The organism is Microbacterium sp. SCN 71-21 (assembly GCF_001725695.1).
GTDB lineage: Bacteria > Actinomycetota > Actinomycetes > Actinomycetales > Microbacteriaceae > Microbacterium > Microbacterium ginsengisoli.
Genome location: NZ_MEGA01000016.1, coordinates 1 through 17,970, shown reverse-complemented (window position 1 = coordinate 17,970; position 17,970 = coordinate 1). Strand labels below are relative to the sequence as shown.

The following is a 17,970-nucleotide window of genomic DNA, read 5'->3' as shown; positions in this document are numbered from 1 at the left end:
AAGTCCCGCGACCACCGGTCGCACGAACCCGTCGACGATGAAGGGATCGAGAGTGAGCGGCATCGCCGACGTCGCCCGCCTGGCCGGGGTCTCCAAGTCCACTGCGAGCCGCGCGCTCAGCGGGGGCGGCTATGTCTCCGAGGAGACGCGCAAGAAGGTGACGGATGCCGCCACCACTCTGGGCTACGTGGCGTCCGCCAACGCCGCCGGCCTCGCAACGGGTCGCACGCGCACGATCGCCGTCATCGTGCCGAGGGTCAACCGGTGGTACTTCGGCTCGATGATCGAGGGCATCACCCGCGCGCTCATCCCGGCCGGATACGACCTGACGCTCTACGTCGCTGAGCCCGCGTCTCAGGATCGCGAGAGCATGTACCGCTTCTTCCTGGCCCGGAAACGATTCGACGGCGTGCTCGCGGTGGCACTCGAACCCGACGACGACGACATCGAGAAGCTGATCGGCATCGGCAAGCCGACCCTGTGCGTGGGCAACGGGCTCAACGGAATTCCGACGATCGGCATCGACAACATCGCGATCGGGCGGATGATCACGCAGCACCTGATCACGCTCGGCCACCGCGAGATCGCCTTCCTCGGGGTGACGCCCTACGACTCCCCCCGCGCACGCGATGTCGCGGACCGGTGCATCGGCTACGAGCAGGCGATGAGACAGGCCGGGCTCGAGGCATCCATGCGCTCGACGCCCTCGACCCTCACCGTGACGGACGGCTACGCGGCCGCCGTGCCGCTGCTGGCCGACATGGAGTCGCGCCCCACGGCGATCGTTGCGGCGTGCGACGAGATCGCGATCGGTGCGATCATCGCGGCGCGCCGACTGGGCGTGCCCGTGCCGGGCCAGCTGAGCGTCGTCGGCGTCGACGGCCACGACTACGCCGAGATGTTCGGACTCACCACGATCGTGCAGCACCCCGAGGAGCTCGGCGAGCTCGCCGCGCGCACCCTGCTCTCGCTCATCGACGGCGACACGGACGTGCCCGACCGGCTGCAACTGCCGACGCGGCTCGTGGTGCGATCCTCGACGACGGCGCCCGCGACCTCCGGCGCCTGAGCGCAGACGACGCTGCCCGCCCCCGGCGAACCGGGGACGGGCAGCGCGATGGCGGATGCCTCAGCTGCGACGGTTGCGCACCGTCATCCGTGCGGCGGCACCGGCCCCGAGGAGCAAGACGCCTGCCCACAGCAGCCACTGCAGATCCTGACCGCCGGTGCGCGGCAGAGCCGCGAGCGACGGGTCGGCGATCGTCACGGCCTGCCAGCCGATGACGTTCCCGTCAGCGTCCTGGACGACCAGACTGTGGGCGCCGGAGACCCCCGCGGGGATGGTGACGGTGACGTAACCGCTCGCATCGACGAGGAACCACGTGCCGATGCGCACCGGGGTGGAGTGCACCCACACCGTGACCCACTCGCCGGCGTGCTCGACGCCGACGTAGATCTTCACCGCATCCCCGACGGAGGGAGTGGTGTCGCTCGCGGAGATCTTGCCCTCGAGCGCGGCGGTCAGCGCGGCATCCGGGACGGGGAGCGGGATGATCGACGGCGGAGTGGTGCCGGGGACCTCCGTTCCGGGTCCCGTGCCGGGCAGGCCCGTGCCGTTCGAGACCGTGAGCGGCACGGTGACCTTGGTTCCCGATGCCGGTGAGGTGAGCACCACGGACGTCGACGCCGGAGCATCGAGCGGAACCGTGAACGACACCGTGGCGGTCCCGTTGACGAACGCGACCGGCGTGAACGTCGCCGCGCTGCCGGCGACCGCGTACTCCAGCGTGGTGTTCAGCGGCGAGCCGAGCGACGTCATGTCGATCGCGGACACCGTGAACGACACCTGGTCGCCTGCCGAGACCGCAGTGGTCGGCGCACCGAGAACCTGCGCCGAACGGCTGGCGAAGTCCGGCGAGACCGGCTGATGCGTCTCGAGGTAGCTGATCCACGCGTCACGGTCGATCAGACCCGAGTCGCGCGTGTTCGTGCCCTGAGCGAAGGTGCGGAAGTTGTCGCCGCCCTGCAGCAGGAAGTTGAACGAACCGATGCGGTACGAGGCCGCGAGGTCGATCGGCTTGCCGTCGATCCAGATTCCCGTGATGTGGCTGCCCCGCGCCGCGGTCGCGTCGAACGTGTACGAGACGTTCTTCGACAGCCCGAGCTGGAGGTAGGAACGCGACGGGATCGTGCCGTCGGCGTTGGTCTGCCACTGCTCCTCGAGCACGGCCTTGAACTGCGCGCCAGTGAGGCTCGTCGTCCAGAGGTTGTTCACGAAGGGGAGCACCGCATTCGCCTCGGCGTAGGTGATCGTGCCATCCGGAGCGTAGAAGAGCTCGGCGCGCAGACCGCCGGGGTTGACCACACCGATCTCGGCGCCGCCGCGATCGGCCGAGCCGAGCGAGGCGACGAGAGAGTCGGCCACGAGGTTTCCGATCGTGGACTGGCCGGCACGGTTGTCGCGGGCGGTGGCGCCTGCGTACTTCCCGTCGACGTAGCTGCCACCGGTGTACGACGTCGTGATGTCCGCCGTGACCGATCCCTTCGGCTGGTTGCCGATGGCCGCCGCGCTCGCGAGTGCAGCGTTCGTGATCGCGTTGACCTCGGCCACCCGGGGGTAGGTCGAGATCAGCGTGGCCGCCGGGGTGGTCGAGCGGGCGATGTTGCGTGCCGTGTAGCCGAGCACGTCATGGGACGCGCCGTCGATCGAGAGCACGACCTGTCCGAGGTTCTCGCCGTAGTTGCCGGTCTGAACGATGGGGCGGGTCTTGCCTTCGACACCCGGGACCGGGGCATCCCACACGTACTGCTTGTGGGTGTGGCCGGTGAAGATGACGTCGACGCTGGACGAGGTCTTCGTCACGATGTCCGCGAACGCACCGCCGGCCGCGACCTCCTGGTCAAGCGTCGCCTTCTCCGGGGTTCCCGCCCCCGCTCCCTCGTGGTACTCGGCGACGATCACGTCGACCGTGCCGGCGAGTTCCGCCGCGACGCGGTTCACGGCCGCGACCGGGTCACCGAAGGTGAGTCCGGTGATGCCGCCGGGAGCGACCAGGCTCGGGGTCTCCTGCGTGATGACGCCGATGACCGCGACCTTCAGGCCACCCGCGTCGACGATGGTGTACTCGGGAAGCGCCGGCTCGCTGGTGCCCGCCTTGTAGACGTTGGCGCCGAGATACGGGAAGTCCGCCGCATCCTGCACGCGACCGGAGAGGTCGGCGTAGCCGCGGTCGAACTCGTGGTTGCCCACAGCCGACGCCGCCAGGTCGAGCGCGTTGAGCACGTCGAGGGTCGGCTTGTCCTCGGCGACCGCGGAGGCGAACAGCGAGGCACCGATGTTGTCACCGGCCGACAGCAGGAGGGTGTTGCCTTCGCCGTAGGCGGCGCGCTGCTCCTCGACGGTTCCCGCGAACGCGACGGTGTTGCCGTCGATGCGCCCGTGGAAGTCGTTGATGTTGAGGAGGTTGAGCTCGATCTTGTGCGACAGCGTCACACCCACCACGAGCGGGTCGTGGTCGCTCGATCGGAATGCGTCGGCACGGTAGAAGTCGGTCGCGTTGTAGTTGTAGCGGCTGTACTCCAGCGCCACGGACTCACCTGCGTTGATGTTCCACACGTGCGCACCCGTGACCGCGGCCTGAGCCGACGGCGACGCGAAGATGTGGTCGAGCGAACCCGACTGGCCGCTGAACGAGTAGGTGTACTCCTCGGCGCCCTGCTGGATGTAGCCCGCGTCGGTGATGACCTTGATCGGGTCCTCCTGGCTGTAGGAGTTGAAATCGCCCAGCAGGAAGACCTTGTCGGTGCCGACGGACGTCTTCAGCCCATCGGCGAACGCCACGAGCGCGTGCGCCTGAGCCACACGCGATGCGTTGCTCGCACCCTGGCCGTCGCCCTGGTCCGCGTCCGCGCCCGTTCCCGACCCCTTCGACTTGAAGTGGTTCACGATGGCGATGAACTGCGCAGAGGTGCCGTCGGCCGCCGTGAAGGCCTGGGCGAGTGGTTGGCGCGCGTTCGAGAAGGCGCTGTCGTTGAGCACGACGGAGGCGCCGACCGGCTTGACCAGCGATGCCTTGTAGATGAACGCCGTGCGGATGACATCCTGCTGGTCGAGCGGCAGGAGCGCATCGGCTGCCGGCGACGGCACGAACGACCACTGCTCGGATCCGAGGGCGCTGTTCAACGCGTTCACGAGCGTCGAGAGCGCGGAATCCCGGTCCTTACCGAACTTGGACGAGTTCTCGATCTCCTCGAGCGAGACCACGTCGGCGCCCAGCCCGTTGATCGCCGCGACGATCTTGTCCTGCTGACGCTTCAGGTTCGCTGCGTCGGCGGCGCCGCGCGGGCCCGATCCCGAGCAGTTGTTCACCGTCACGTTGTTGCCCGCGCGATCGGTGTAGAACGAGCAGGTGTTGCCGGCGGCGACATAGTCGGCGCCCGTGGTGGTGAAGTAGTTGAGCACGTTGAAGCTGGCGAGCTGGATGTCGCCGCCGACGTTCGGTGCGCTCGTGGGACGCCCGTCCGCGATGGCCACGAACGAGGTGTCTCCCCCCGCCAGGAGCTGCGCGGTGGGCTGGAACTTCCAGGTGCTGTTGCGATAGTCGAGCACGACAGGCTTCGCAAACGTGACCGGAGCACCGACGGTGATGTCGTGATCGCTCAGGTACGGGAGCGCGATGCTCTTGTTCGCGGAGCTGAGGAAGTTGATGGATGCCCCGTCGTCGAGCGTCACACCCCGGGCGGCGTTGTCCGCCACGGCCTGCGCGTACGCGGCGGTGCCGGGTCGGGCGATCTCCGTCGGCGTGATCAGCGGGGTGGTGCCGGTTGCCAGACCGATCTCGGCGTACTGGTTCGTCGAGTAGGTGTTGGTGACGGTGTAGTCGCCCTGGGGAAGGATCAGCATGCCCTCGAGCGACTCGCGCTGCTGGTCGGTCGCGGGGAAGGCGACAGTCGCAGCCGCGACGGGCGCCGGCGCCGTCTCGGACAAGACCGTCGTGCCATTGGCGGTGCCGTTGATCTCGGTGAGCCCCTGGTACTCGGTCACGCTTCCGGTGACCTCGACGTACTGGCCTACGGAGACCTTCGCGGTCGCGGCCGAGCCGAAGACGAAGACCGCATCGGATGCGGTGTGGGTGCCCAAGTCGATGGCGCCGCCGGTGCCGGGGGTCTGGATGTAGAAGCCGTTGAAGCCGCCGGTCGGGTAGGCCGCGGTCACGACTCCGCGGGTGGTGACGGTCTGACCGGAGAGCGGTGAGGTGTCGCCGGTGCCCTGAATCGCGGAGATCGGCGTGATCTCACCCGGCGCCGTGGTGGGCGACGTGGTGGGCGTCGGCGTGCTCGATGCGGTCGGCGAGGGCGAGGCGCTGGGAGAGTCGGTCGGGTTCGGTGTGCTGCCCGAGCCGGAGTTCTGGGGGGTGACGGTCGTCGTGACCGTGAAGTCCGTGGAGTTGTCGTCGGTGTCGACGAAGCCCGTGCGCGTCAAGGCGTTGGGCGTGGTGTTGCCGCCGGCGTCGGGGGCGGCCTTGGTCTCGAACGTGTTGCCGCTGCCGTAGCCGAGGAGGTCCACGACGCCCGGGGTGCCGACCACCGAGCCCGGGGTGAGGGTGAGGGGGGAGGACTGGTCGGAGAGCCAGAGCACGCCGTTCTGTCCACCGGGGTTGAAGCTCGTCACCTGATCGGGCGTGGGCAGCGCGACGCCGTTGGCGCCGTTCGAGGCGGCCTGCACGAGGAAGTACGAACCCGGGTTGATCGTGCCCGAGAGGGTGACCGTCGTCGCCACGCCGGTGCCGGACGCGGACCGGTACTGGAGCGACCAACCGGTCAGGTTCTGCGCGGTCCCTCCGGCGTTGTAGAGCTCGATGAACTTGTTGGTGAAGGGCGCGCCGGCGCTGCCGCCCTTGAGGTAGGCCTCGTTGATGATGACGTCGGCCGGGGCGGGTTCTGCCGCCGAGGCCGCGAGCGCCGTGCCGGGCGCTGCGATGCCGATGAGGAGGGATGCGCCCGCGATGATGGCGAGCGCTCTCCTGCGTGGCTGGGAAATGGACATGAGTCTCCTAGTTCAGGGCTGAGAGCAACCCTGTGAGGCTAAGAGACCCGATGTTGGTCAGGACGACATTTCTGTGACGAGTGTGTGAACGGTCGATGAGATTTCTCTCATGCGCGAACTCCAGACTCTGCGCTATAGATGCGTCGCGCACTGCGCATATCGGCGGGACGAGGTATCCGCCATCAGCACATCGCTCCGGACAGGACGAAGGCCCCCGGCGCAGTGCCGGGGGCCTTCGGAGCTGAGAGCAGCGGGATTACTTGAGGGTAACCGTCGCGCCGGCCTCTTCGAGAGCGGCCTTCGCCTTGTCGGCGGCCTCCTTGTTGGCGCCCTCGATGACGGCCTTGGGGGCGCCATCGACAACAGCCTTGGCCTCGCCGAGGCCGAGCGAGGTGAGCTCGCGGACGACCTTGATGACCTGGATCTTCTTGTCGCCGGCAGCCTCGAGGATGACGTCGAACGAGTCCTTCTCCTCGACCTCCTCGGCGGCACCACCGGCGCCACCGGCGGCCGGAGCGGCCGCGACGGCGACCGGAGCGGCGGCGGTGACCTCGAAGGTCTCCTCGAACTTCTTGACGAACTCGCTGAGCTCGATGAGCGTGAGCTCCTTGAAGGCGTCGAGCAGCTCCTCAGTGCTGAGCTTTGCCATGATGTTTCTCCTTGATTGGGGTTTGTCCACCGCGGGCCGACTCAGGCCGCGGACTCCTGCTTCTCACGCAGCGCGTCGACCGTGCGAACGGCCTTCGACAGCGGGGCGTTGAAGAGATAAGCGGCACCGAACAGCGAGGCCTTCATCGCACCGGCGAGCTTCGCCAGCAGGACTTCACGGCTCTCGAGGTCGGCCAACTTGTTGACCTCGTCCGCGCTCAGGGGGGCACCGTCGAAGTAGCCGCCCTTGATCACGAGAAGAGGGTGTGCCTTGGCGAAGGCGCGCAGGCCCTTCGCGACGGCGACCGGGTCACCGTGCACGAAGGCGATGGCCGAAGGACCGGCAAAGTCCTCGTCCAGCTCCGTGATCCCCGCGTTGTTCGCGGCGATCTTGGACAGCGTGTTCTTCACCACGGCGTACTCCGCGTCCTGACGGATGGTGTTGCGGAGCTCCTTGAGCTCGGCAACCGTCAGACCGCGGTACTCGGTGAGCAGTACGGCAGTCGAGTCCTCGAAATTCTTCGTGAGCTCGGCGACCGTCGCTTCCTTCTGCGCCATGGCCACTCCTTGTATCCACGTGACGATCCGCGATGGCGGATCGCCGGCCTGAGACCTTCCCGGCAACGAAAAAAGCTCCGGCGCAAGCGCACGGAGCTTCACATGCCCGATGATCGGGAGTTCGTTCGTACACCTGCGCGGGCCCCTGCGTTGCAGAGCTTCGATCGACCTGCGCTGTCGCGCACGACGATGACCGGCGGTCTTCGGCTTGACATCAGCATACGGGATGCCGCTGCCCCCGCCAAACCCGAAGGCCCCGCCGGTGTTCAGCGGGGCCTTCGGGTGGATGCGGCGGATCAGCTCCGGCGCTGCGGGCGCACTCGCGCGATGACTCCCGCGCCGATGAGAAGGAGCGCGAGCATCGTCACGCCGCCGAGCCACGAGGCATCCGCGCCGGTCTTGGGCAGGGCGCCGCTCGCCGGCAGCCCCGTGGCCGGCGGCAGGCTCAGCGCGACCGAGGACCATCCGATGACGTTGCCCGAGGCGTCGAGCACGACGAGCCGGTGCGATCCACTGACACCGACCGGCAGCGTGACCGTGATGGTGCCGTCGGCCGCCACCTGGTACCAGCCGCCGACCTGCGTGGGCGTCGAGTGCAGCCAGACGGTGACCCACTGTCCGGCGTACTGCGTGCCGACGGTGATGACCACCGTCTCGCCCGCGACCAGGTTCGGCGACGGCACGCTGATGAGACCTTCGAGCTCGGCCAGCAGCTGCTCGTCGGTGGCGGGCACCGGCGTCGTGGTCGGCGGGATCGGCCCGGTCTGTCCGGCCGCGACCTGGATCGGGACCACCACCGTCGTGCCACCCGGAGCGACCGTCAACTCGATCGTGCTCTGCGGCGTCGCGTCGACGGGGAACGTCAGCGAGACGTTCGCGGTGCCGTTCGTCACCGGGATGGGCGCGAACGTCGCCGAGCTACCGGTGACCCGGGGGGTGACGGTCGTGGAGCGCGGGCTGCCGAGAGACGTGAGGTCGACGCTCGACAGTGCGAACTCGATCGTCTGCCCCCGCATGACCGACGCGGGCACCCCGGTGAGCTGGGCCGAACGACTCGCGAACTGGGGCGAGAGCCCCGGATGCGCCTGCAGGTAGGAGATCCACGCGTCGCGGTCGATGAGGCCCGAGTCGCGCGTCGAGGTGCCCTGTGCGAACGCGGTGAAGTTGTCGCCGCCCTGCAGCAGGAAGTTGAACGACCCGACGCGGTACGTGTTCGTCGCCACCAGCGGCTGCCCGTCGATCCACACCCCGGTGATGCGCTCACCTCGCGGCTTGGTCGCATCGAACGTGTAGCTGACGTTCGACGAGAGCCCCAGGGCGAGGTACGGGCGGCTGCTGCCCTCCGGCTGCCACTGCTGCTCGAGGGCCGCGGTGAACTGTGCGCCGGTGAGCGTGGTCGTCCAGAGGTTGTTCACGAACGGCAGCACCGCGTTCGCCTCTGCGTAGGTGATCACACCGTCCGTGCCCTCGTAGAGCTCGGCGCGCAGGCCGCCGGGATTGACGACGCCGATCTCGGCGCCACCGCGGTCCGGGTCGGCGAGCGTCGACACCAGCGCGTCCGCCACCAGGTTGCCGAGGGTGGACTGAGCGGCACGGTTGTCACGGCTGCCGCCGGCGTAGCCGGACTCCGCATAGGACCCGCCCGCGAACGCGGTCGTGATATCCGCGGTCACCGATCCCACGGGCTGCTCACCGACGACGCGCGCCTGAGCGAGCGTCTCGTCGACGATGGTCGCGACCTCGGCCACACGCGGGAACCGTGCGATGAGCTGGTCGTCGAGCGCCTTGCTGGCCGCAGCGGTGGCCGCCGCGTCGTTCGGGAACACCTGCGACGCCAGCCGCGCGACGTTGCCCGATTGGGCCACGGTCACTGCACCGGTGGTGCGGTCGATCTCCATGACGACCTTGCCGATATTCTCGCCGTAGCTCCCGGTCTGGATGACAGGTCGGGTCCGATCGGTCCCGGGCACCGGGGCATCCCAGTCGTACAGCTTGTGCGTGTGACCGGTGAAGATCGCGTCGACGGATGCCGACGTGTCCGTGACGATGCGCGAGAACGCGCCGCCGGCGGCGATCTCCTGCTCGATCGTGGCGTTGTCGGGAGTGCCCGCGGAGGCGCCCTCGTGGTACTCGGCGATGATGACGTCCACCGTGCCCTCGAGGGACTCGGCGACGCGGTTCACCGCCGCGACCGGGTCACCGAAGTCGAGGGAGCTGATCCCGCCCGGCGCGACGAGCGCGGGTGTCTCCTGCGTGATCGCTCCGATCACCGCGACCTTGAGTCCGGCGACATCGATCACCGCGTACTCCGGAAGTGCGGGTGTCGTCGTTCCCTTCAGGTACACGTTCGCCCCCAGATAGGAGAAGTCGGCGCTGTCCGACACCCGGCCGACCAGGTCGCTGTACCCCTTGTCGAACTCGTGGTTGCCTGCCGCCGAGGCGGCCAGGTCGAGCGCATTGAGCACGTCGATCGTGGGCTCGTCGTTGAAGTACGACGAGGCGAACAAGGATGCCCCGATGTTGTCGCCGTCCGACAAGAGGAGCGTGTGGTCGTCGCGGCCCGCCTCGCGGAGGGTCTCGATGGTTCCGGCGAACTTCACCGTGTTGGCGTCGATGCGGCCGTGGAAGTCGTTGATGTTCAGCAGGGTGAGCTTCACCGGTCCCGCGGTCGTGAAGGAGAACACGCCGGATGTCACCGTGGAGCCGAGCCCCGGAGCACTGATGGAGAACTCCACGGGCGCACCGGAGGAATCGGCGGCGATGGTGAACGGGATGTCGAGCGAAGCCGACGAACCGGTGGGGGTGTCGGGCACCGACCAGACGAGGTCGGTTCCCTCGATCGACAGTCCGGCGGGAAGCGGCGTCGGCAGGGTGATCTCGGGCAGGAGAGTCGAGCCGTCGACGACGACCTTTCCGCCTGTGAGCGTCACCTGACCGGTGCTCTGCACCGCCAGCTTCAGCATGAGCGGGTCTCCGGCGGCATAGGTGGTGCCGTCGGGAACGACGAGCGACGCATTCGCCGACCATACCGGCGGCCACGCCGGCTTGTCGGTGTCGTAGAGCCAGTCCTGGAAGAACGCGCCGAGGTCACGTCCCGACACCTCCTCGGCGAGCGCGATGAAGTCGGCGGTCGTCGCCGACCCGCCGGCGTGACGAGCGGTCCATTCCGCGTACAGCTGGTCAAACGCCTGACGACCGATCGCCGTCATCAGCGCACCGAGGGTGTACTTGCCGCGGTTGTAGACCTGCCAGTCGTAGAGCTCCGAGGGGTCCGTGAAGCCCACCGTCGGCACGGTCCAGCGCGACGAGGTCGCCGAGTTCCAGGACGAGTAGCTGTCGTTCTCGGGGGTCGTCGGGTTCACTGCCGTGCTGGTCGCGTACTGGTAATAGGTCGTGAAGAACTCGGCAGCACCCTCGTTCAGCCAGATGTGCGACCAATCGGCCGGTGCGACCTCGTTACCGAGCCACTGGTGGACGAGCTCGTGGATCAGAGTGGGTGCGCTGATGCTGCCATCGAAGAACGGACGGTCCTGCGTCTCCAGTGCATAGCCGACGCTCACCCGGTCGACGATCACACCGGTGCTTGCACCCGGGTAGGGGCCGAGCTTGGTCTCGAGCCAGTCGATGATCGGCTTGATGCTGGCGCGACGAGTGTTGATCGTGTTCTGCGTGTTGGTGGAGATCGTCGGGTCGACGAAGCTCCACTCGTGCAGGGTGCGACCGCTCGCGAGCACGATGTCGCTCTCGAGGATGTTGAAGCGACCGATCGACAGCACCGAGAGCTCGGATGCCATCGGCTTGGTCTGCGTCCATACCCATTGCGTCGTGCCGGCGACATCGTCCACGGTCTTCGACGTCAGCTCGCCGTTGCTCGCGACGACCAGCGGGTTGCCACCTGCAACCGAGGGCGCCGTCACCGCGATGCGGTAGGTCGCCTTGTCGGCGGGAGTGTTGTTGTTCGGGAACCACGCCATCGACCCGACCGGCTGGCCGAGCGCGGTGACGCCGTCGGTCGTGGGCACCCACCCCTCGGAGGACCCGTCGTGGTCGATGTGCCGGACGGGCGCGCCGGAATAGGCGACGGCGACCGTGAACTCGCCGACCACCGGCTGCGCGGGGGTGACGATCAGCTTGTACCGCACGGCCGCGGCGTCGTTCTCGCGCACGTAGCTCGCCGCGGTGCCGTTGACGAGGACGCTCTCGACCGTCAGGCCCTCGAAGTCGAGGGCGAACGACGACAGCGGGCTCGCCGCGATGGCGGTGATCGTCGTGACGGCCGAGATGTCGGTCTTGGTGCGATAGGTCATCGCGATGTCGTAGTTCTGCACGTCGTAGCCCGCGTTGCCGACGTTCGGGAACAACGGGTCCCCGGCGGTCGTCGCTCCGGCCGCCGGCTCGGCCGCCTGGGCCGGGAGAGAGAGGCCTGTGATGGCCAGCGCGAGCGCCGCGCCGGCTGCGGCGAGCCGCATGAGGCGGCGGGAAGGTCGGCGGGTGCGCGCGGACGACTCAGACATGGATCCCCTTCTCGAGCGCGCGACACGGGCGCACGCAACGGGAGCGACGTTAGGGATCAGATGTTTCTTCATTGTTTCATAGAGATCTCCCAGATTTCCAAGAAACCCTCACCGCCGGGTCGAGCCCCTCGCATGTCGCGACCGACGGCTGTCCCGGCCCGGACGTAGGGTCGAACACGTGACACCCGAACTGGCCGCACGCATCGTCGCGGATTCCCGCGATCGCGTGGCCTGGGTGCGGGCGCGGTCCCGCGGCATCACGGCGACGGATGTCGCGGCCCTGTCATCTGCGGCATCCATCTCGCGAGCTGCCGACGCGAAACTGCAGGGCCAGCGCTTCTCCGGCAACGCCTACACGGACCACGGCCGGCGACGCGAGCCGGAGATCGCCGCCTGGGTGGCGGCGCCCCACGGCATCCAGCCCTCGACGGCCCTCTTCCACGCGGTTGTCGAGCCGCGGCACCTCGCGACCCCCGACGGCATCGGCATCGACGACCGCGGCCGCATCACCCTCGCCGAGATCAAGACGACCAACAAGTCGTGGAAGTCGATCCCGCGCACCTACCTGCGTCAGGTGTGGTGGCAGCAGCACGTGCTGGGCGCCGAGCGCACCCTCGTCGCGTGGGAGCAGCACGACGGCTTCGTGCCGGTCGGCGACGAGCCGCGCTGCGCCTGGGTCGAGCGCGACGACATCGAGATCGCGAAGCTCGTGCGGCTGGCGACATCCCTCATCGACGAGCTCTATCGCCGCACGACGCTGGCGCGCACCGGCTCGGATGCCGCGGCCGCACCCGCGGCTGGTCGCGAGGCGTTCCGGGCGCTCGCGCTCTCGGACTGAGCCCGGCACGCACTCCCCCGCCACGGCGGGGTCTTCATCGCGCCCGCCCAAAGTAGTTGACACAGCGCAACGAGATTCATATAGTTGCTCTCAGTCAACTTTTGCGCCGACGGTGTCGCACTCCCCACCCGCACAGGAAGGCCCCGTCTTGGCCACCATCACCTCTCCGGTTCCGACCGTCGCAGAGACATCGCGCTCCCCCCGACAGGTCATCGAGGCGCTCATCGGGCTGCTGCTCGGCATGTTCGTCTCGATGCTCGCCTCGACGGTCGTCTCGACCTCGCTGCCGGTCATCGTGCACGACCTCTCGGGCGATCAAGCCGCGTACACCTGGGTGGTGACCGCGACGCTGCTCACCACCGCGATCTCCACGCCGGTGTGGGGCAAGCTCGCCGACCTGATGAACCGCAAGGTGCTCTTCCAGGTGTCGATCCTGATCTTCGTGCTGGCGACCGCCGCCGCCGGCTTCTCGCAGAACCCGGGCATGCTCATCGCCTTCCGTGCCGTGCAGGGCCTCGGCGCCGGCGGCCTCGCCGCCTTGAGCCAGGTCATCATGGCCGACATCATCAGCCCGCGCGAGCGCGGACGCTACATGGGCCTGTTCGGCGCGGTCATGGCCGTCGCCACGGTCGGCGGCCCGCTCCTCGGCGGCGTCATCACGGATGCCTGGGGCTGGCGCTGGAACTTCTTCGTCGCCCTCCCCTTCGCCGTGGCCGCCCTGTTCATCGTGCAGCGCACGCTGCACCTGCCGGCACGCGAGTCGACCCGCGCACGTATCGATTACCTCGGCATCGTGCTGCTCTCCACGGCCGTGTCCCTGCTGCTGATCTGGGTCACCAATGCCGGCACGTCGTACGACTGGTGGAGCCTGCCGACCCTGCTCATGGTGGGCGGCGCCGTCGTGGCCGCGGTGCTCTTCGTCGTGACCGAACTGCTCGTCGCCGAGCCGCTCGTGCCGCTCACGCTCTTCCGCAACCGCACCTTCTCGCTCGCCGTCGTCGCGTCGATCGCCACCGGCATCGCGATGTTCGGGGCATCCGTCTTCCTCGCCCAGTACATGCAGCTGGCGCGCGGCGCCACCCCGACCGAGGCGGGGCTCATGACGATCCCGCTGATCGCCGGCCTCCTGCTGGCGTCCGTCGGCGTCGGACAGCTCATCAGCCGCTTCGGCCGCTGGAAGCCGTACCTCGTCGTGGGCGGCGTGCTGCTCGTGGCGGGCTCGTACCTGCTGTCGACCATCTCGTACGACACCAACTTCGTCGTGGTCTCGGTCTACATGTTCCTGCTCGGGGCGGGCGTCGGCATGACGATGCAGAACCTCGTGCTGGTCGTGCAGAACACCGCCGACCCGTCGCAGATCGGCGTCTCGAGCTCGGGGGTCACCTTCTTCCGCAGCCTCGGCGGCACGATCGGCGTCTCGGTCATGGGTGCCGCTCTCGCCGCGAAGGTCGCGGAACTGGTCACCGCGCGGGCCGCCGACATCGGCGCCGCCCTGCACGCCCTCGGAGCGCAGGGCGCCCAGCTCGCCCAGCAGCTGCAGAGCGGCACGATTCCTCAGGTCTCGACGCTGCCCGACGGCATCCGCCAGATCTTCGAGGACGTCTACGCGCAGGGCATCTCGCACTCGTTCCTGATCGCGGTGCCGTTCGCGATCATCAGCGTGCTGGCGATCGTGTTCCTGCCCAACAAGCCGCTCACCCGCATGACCAACAGTGAGCGGGCCGCGGCATCCGAAGCCGACCTCGCCACGGTCACCGTCGCCGAGGCGATGGATGTGCTGGCGCCCGCGACGAACGATGACGCGGATGCCGCGGCCGCAGCAGACTCACACGCATCGCGCGGTACGGTGTCCCGGTGATCTCCGAGGCGAGTGCTGCACCGGCGCCTGACGAGACGGCCGACCCCGTCCGTCAGGCGGCGGTGCGCGGCCTGGAAGGAGCGTTCGCGGAGCTTGCGAGCGAGTTCCGCCGCTACTACGCCGCACTCGCCGAGGCCGCGAGCCCCGGAATGCTGCCGGGCACGTTCAAGATCCTCTCGGTGATCTCCCGCGGCGGCCCCGTCACCGCCTCGACCCTCGCCGAGCGGCTGGTGGCCGACAAGGGCATGATCAGCCGCCAGGTCGGCGAGCTGGAAGAGCTCGGACTCATCCAGCGCACACCCGATCCGCACGACGGACGGGTGCGGGTGATCTCGGTCACCCCGCTCGGCGCAGAGCGCATCGAGACCGCTCGCGGCCCCCTCGAAGGCCGCCTGTTCTCCGCCCTCAGCGACTGGCCGCTCGAGTCGATCGAGAAGCTGACCGAACTGCTGCACGCCCTCGCCTCGGGCGAGGTCCCCGAGGCCTGAGCCCCGCCGGGCGCGCGGCGCCGGGGGCGTGACGCACCGGCGGACGGGAGGCCCTGTGACGCACCCAGGAGGGTCCGAGGGCACCTTCTCCACCCGGTAGCACCGCCGTAACACCGATGAGACATTGCCGCGCTTGACTGAAGGCTCCAAGGGCAGTGTGCTGCCGACGATGACACACACGGGGGAAGGAGCGACCTTGCGATTCAGGCCGCTGCGCGCCGCGCACTCCGCGACATCCGTCGCGACGAGTGGATTCACCGCTCCATCGACCATGCGTGCCGTCGTCTTCGACGAGACCGGCGCCCCCGACGTTCTGCATGTCGCCGACGTGCCGGTGCCGAGCCCCGTGCTCAGCGAGGTGCTCGTGCGGGTCGTCGCCGCCGGCATCAACCCCATCGACGCGAAGACCCGCGCCGGCGCGGGTGTCTCTGGCGCCGTGCCGTCCCTGCCCTCGACGCTCGGCTTCGACCTCAGCGGGATCGTGGTCGCGTCTCCGTTCGAGGCGCACCCCTTCCCGCCCGACACCGAGGTGTTCGGCACCGTCGCCTTCCCGCGCACGGGTGGCTCGTACGCCGAGTACGCGGTCGTGCCGACCCTCTCGCTCGCGCGCAAGCCCACCACGCTGTCGCACGCCGAAGCCGCGGCCGTACCGCTCGCGGCGCTCACCGCGTGGGGGCTCGTGGTCGAGACGGCGCACGCGCACGAGGGGCAGAGCATCCTCATCCATGCCGGCTCCGGCGGAGTCGGCCACTTCGCCGTGCAGCTGGCCGCGTACTTCGGCGCACGGGTGACGACGACGGCGTCTGCCGGCAACGCGCAGTGGCTGCGCGAGCTCGGCGCGGCCGAGGTGATCGACTACCGCTCGACCCGCTTCGAAGGCGTCCTCACCGAGGTCGACGTCGTGATCGACCTCGTCGGCAACGCGGCGGACGACACCGGCACCCGGTCGCTGCAGGTGCTGCGCCCCGGCGGACTGTACGTGCTCGTGCCGACCGGATCGTGGCCGGGCTACGCCGAGGCGGCGCGGGCCGCGGGTGTGCGCGCCACGAGCTACAAGTACATCCCCGACGGCGATGTGCTCGCCACGATCGCCCGCCTGCTCGACTCCCGGTCGATCCAGGTCTACGTCGACAAGGTGTACGAGCTGACCGACGCGGCCGCTGCGCACACCTCGCTCGAGCAGGGTCACACGCGCGGCAAGACCGTGCTGCAGGTCGGCGAGGCCTGACCGCGGCTCGCCCCGGGGTCAGGGCGAGTCGAGGGCGACGGATGCCGCGGCTCGCACCCGTGCCGTGAGCGCGTCGACGAGTGGCGAGCGCAGATTCCAGTGCTGCCAGTACAGCGGCACCCGTGCGGGCGCCCCGCCGAGGGCCACGAGTCGACCATCGGCCAGGGCATCGCCGCTCTGCGACCGGGGCAGGAGCCCCCAGCCCATCCCCGAGGTGATCGCGCGCGCGAACTCCACCGACGCCGGCACGTAGTGCCGGGGCGGGCGCGCCGGGTCCGCGCCGTGCTCCTCGAGCCACCGTGTCTGCAGATCGTCACGCCGGTCGAAGTCGACGACCGGCGCGCGCTCGAGCGTCTCGCGCGTCGCCGCCCCGCCTGCGAACCAGCGCTCCGCGAAGGTACGCTCGGCGACGGCTTCGTAGACCATTGTGCCCAGCGGGAGGGAGCGGCATCCGCTCACCGGCGCCCGTCGCGTGGTGACGGCCGCCAGCACGGCCCCCTCGGCGAGCAGATCGGCCGTGTCGTCCTCGTCAGCGCGTCGCAGGTCGACGACGACAGGATGCGTCGTGGTGAGCTCGACGAGCGCCGGCAGCAGCCACGTCGCGAGGGAGTCGGCGTTGACCGCGATCGCCACGCTCGTGGCCGACGCGCCGTCGACTCCCAGCTCGTCCATCGCATCGTGCTCGAGGAGCGCCACCTCCCGCGCCCAGCGCACGACGCTCCGGCCTGCGGACGTGGCGCGCGCCGGGCGGCCCCGCACGAGCAGGACCTGACCGAGCTGCGCCTCGAGCGCGGAGATGCGCTGGCTGACCGCCGACGGGGTGATGCGCAGACGACGGGCCGCGGCATCCATCGTCCCCTCCTCGACCACGACGGCCAGGGTCTCGGCGTGCGACAGCGGGAGACGGGCCATCAGTTCTCCTTATGTAGCGACAGATACATGAGCTGGCGTGAAGTCTAGGCGGATCGTACGGTCGAGGTGTGCTCGCCTCCCTCCTCGCCGGTCTCGGCCTCGGCTCCTCGCTCATCGTGGCGATCGGCGCCCAGAACCTGTTCGTGCTGCGGCAGGGCATCCGCCGCGAGCACGTGCTCGCCGTCGTCGCGGTCTGCACCCTCAGCGACCTCGCGCTCATCGCTCTCGGCGTCAGCGGCATCGGGCTCCTGCTGCACGGGGTGCCGTGGCTCGCGATCGCGGTGCGCATCGCCGGCGCCGCGTTCCTGATCGGCTACGGGCTGCTCGCCGCCCGACGGGCGCTGCGACCGGCGGGCGAGACGCTGACAGTGACGGGTCCAGCGACGGATGCCGCGGCCTCCGTCTCGTCCGGAACGCTCACCGCGACCCGACGTCGCGCCGTCGTCGGCACCGCCCTCGCCCTCACCTGGCTGAACCCGCACGTCTACCTCGACACGGTGTTCCTGCTCGGCTCGGTCGCGTCCTCGCAGGGCGACGGTCGCTGGTGGTTCGCGCTCGGCGCCGGCGTCGCGAGCATCATCTGGTTCGCCGCACTCGGCTACGGCGCTCGCCTCCTCGCGCCCGTGCTCGCGACACCGCGCGCGTGGCGGGTGCTGGACGCCGTGATCGCCGTCGTCATGGTGACGCTCGGGGTCCTCCTCGCCGTCGGCGGGTGAGCCGCGGCATCCCGAGACGACGAAGGGCCCCCTCCGAGACGGAGAGGGCCTTTCGGAAGCGGTCTGATCAGACCAGCGAGTTGACGTCCAGCGGGATGCCGGGGCCGAACGTGGTCGACACGGCGCCCTTCTGGATGTAGCGGCCCTTCGAGCTCGACGGCTTC

At 69.2% G+C, this 17,970-nt stretch carries 11 protein-coding genes and 1 pseudogene; 6 read left to right on the top strand and 6 right to left on the bottom strand.

All coding sequences use genetic code 11. The annotated features are described in order from the left end of the window. Positions 1-52: 52 nt before the first annotated feature. The gene (locus ABT08_RS03730) at positions 53-1,069 is read left to right on the top strand and encodes a LacI family DNA-binding transcriptional regulator (RefSeq protein ID WP_045247317.1); all 1,017 of its coding nucleotides are present in this window, start codon (positions 53-55) and stop codon (positions 1,067-1,069) included. 60 nt (positions 1,070-1,129) lie between these two features. Here the strand turns inward: ABT08_RS03730 and ABT08_RS03725 are convergent, their stop codons facing one another. From ABT08_RS03725 to ABT08_RS03710, 4 genes are all read right to left on the bottom strand, one after another. Continuing rightward, positions 1,130-6,046 carry an ExeM/NucH family extracellular endonuclease gene (locus tag ABT08_RS03725; RefSeq protein ID WP_288114038.1) on the bottom strand — a complete coding sequence of 1,639 codons (4,917 nt, stop codon included), beginning with the start codon at positions 6,044-6,046 and terminating at the stop codon, positions 1,130-1,132. A 256-nt stretch (positions 6,047-6,302) separates the two neighbouring features. Further along, entirely contained in the window at positions 6,303-6,695 is a 393-nt protein-coding gene (gene rplL, locus ABT08_RS03720; protein WP_045247318.1) for a 50S ribosomal protein L7/L12, read from the bottom strand. 41 nt (positions 6,696-6,736) lie between these two features. Then, complete coding sequence (rplJ, locus tag ABT08_RS03715) at positions 6,737-7,252, bottom strand: 50S ribosomal protein L10 (protein WP_045247319.1); 516 nt, start codon at positions 7,250-7,252, stop codon at positions 6,737-6,739. Positions 7,253-7,548: 296 nt separating this feature from the next. Then, positions 7,549-11,766 carry a 5'-nucleotidase C-terminal domain-containing protein gene (locus ABT08_RS03710; protein ID WP_288114035.1) on the bottom strand — a complete coding sequence of 1,406 codons (4,218 nt, stop codon included), beginning with the start codon at positions 11,764-11,766 and terminating at the stop codon, positions 7,549-7,551. Between the two features lie 178 nt (positions 11,767-11,944). Here ABT08_RS03710 and ABT08_RS03705 point away from each other — a divergent pair, with 178 nt between their 5' ends. The 4 genes from ABT08_RS03705 to ABT08_RS03690 all read left to right on the top strand — a co-directional run bounded on the left by ABT08_RS03705 (position 11,945) and on the right by ABT08_RS03690 (position 16,178). Continuing rightward, positions 11,945-12,604 (top strand): YqaJ viral recombinase family protein, encoded by a 660-nt coding sequence (locus ABT08_RS03705; protein ID WP_288114033.1) that lies wholly within the window; start codon positions 11,945-11,947, stop codon positions 12,602-12,604. Positions 12,605-12,845: 241 nt separating this feature from the next. Continuing rightward, entirely contained in the window at positions 12,846-14,462 is a 1,617-nt protein-coding gene (locus ABT08_RS03700; protein ID WP_156454790.1) for an MDR family MFS transporter, read from the top strand. Then, entirely contained in the window at positions 14,459-14,950 is a 492-nt protein-coding gene (locus ABT08_RS03695) for a MarR family winged helix-turn-helix transcriptional regulator (RefSeq protein ID WP_048809138.1), read from the top strand. The genes ABT08_RS03700 and ABT08_RS03695 overlap by 4 nt, the downstream gene beginning before the upstream one ends. A 196-nt stretch (positions 14,951-15,146) precedes the next feature. After that, the gene (locus ABT08_RS03690) at positions 15,147-16,178 is read left to right on the top strand and encodes an NADP-dependent oxidoreductase (RefSeq protein WP_056207535.1); all 1,032 of its coding nucleotides are present in this window, start codon (positions 15,147-15,149) and stop codon (positions 16,176-16,178) included. Positions 16,179-16,196: 18 nt separating this feature from the next. On the opposite strand, the gene ABT08_RS03685 is transcribed toward ABT08_RS03690, so the two are convergent. Beyond that, a complete protein-coding gene (locus ABT08_RS03685) occupies positions 16,197-17,090 on the bottom strand; it encodes a LysR family transcriptional regulator ArgP (protein WP_056519417.1) in 894 nt (297 codons plus the stop codon). A 68-nt stretch (positions 17,091-17,158) separates the two neighbouring features. Here ABT08_RS03685 and ABT08_RS03680 point away from each other — a divergent pair, with 68 nt between their 5' ends. Next, a complete protein-coding gene (locus tag ABT08_RS03680) occupies positions 17,159-17,806 on the top strand; it encodes a LysE/ArgO family amino acid transporter (RefSeq protein WP_056207537.1) in 648 nt (215 codons plus the stop codon). Between the two features lie 67 nt (positions 17,807-17,873). Here ABT08_RS03680 and ABT08_RS03675 read toward each other — a convergent pair. Beyond that, positions 17,874-17,970: pseudogene (locus tag ABT08_RS03675) on the bottom strand (50S ribosomal protein L1); the annotation flags it as partial.